Source organism: Sinorhizobium sp. 6-70 (assembly GCF_030124375.1).
In the GTDB taxonomy this organism is placed as follows: Bacteria; Pseudomonadota; Alphaproteobacteria; order Rhizobiales; family Rhizobiaceae; genus Sinorhizobium.
Genome location: NZ_JASKLS010000049.1, coordinates 1 through 421 on the forward strand (window position 1 = coordinate 1; position 421 = coordinate 421).

At 65.6% G+C, this 421-nt stretch carries 1 protein-coding gene; it reads right to left on the minus strand.

Annotated elements, in window-relative coordinates:
* Nucleotides 1–421, minus strand: a 421-nt coding sequence (locus QN222_RS30275; RefSeq protein WP_336621053.1) for a hypothetical protein, incomplete at both ends; no start/stop codon positions are given.

Sequence of the window (421 nt, forward strand, 5' to 3'; positions counted from 1 at the left end):
GCTGCCGCCGCTTGCCTTGAGGGCGATCGAGGTGACGCCGTTGACGGTGCGTACGGTGGCCGAACCGGCGAGATCGCCGGATGCGGTCTGGCCGGCCATTGCGGCCAGCAGGCCGAGGTCGGGCAGGGTGAAGTCGATCGTGCCGTCCGGCTTGAAGTCGGGCGTCAGGTTGAGTGCGCCGGTCAGCCGGTTGTTGCCGATCGTCGCCTCCAGCGTCTGGATCGATGTGCGGCCGTTCTCGGAGACTACATCGGCCCGCATATCGATTGCTTGGCCGCCGAGGCTTCCGGTTGCGGTCAGCTTGGCTTGGGGATTGTTCGGTGTCGCCGTCGCATCGGCATTGATTCTTAGATCTTGCAGCGTGCGGCCGGCCAGGGTTGCGCCGCTGGAGGTCATCTCTGCCTTCACACCGAGTTCGTTG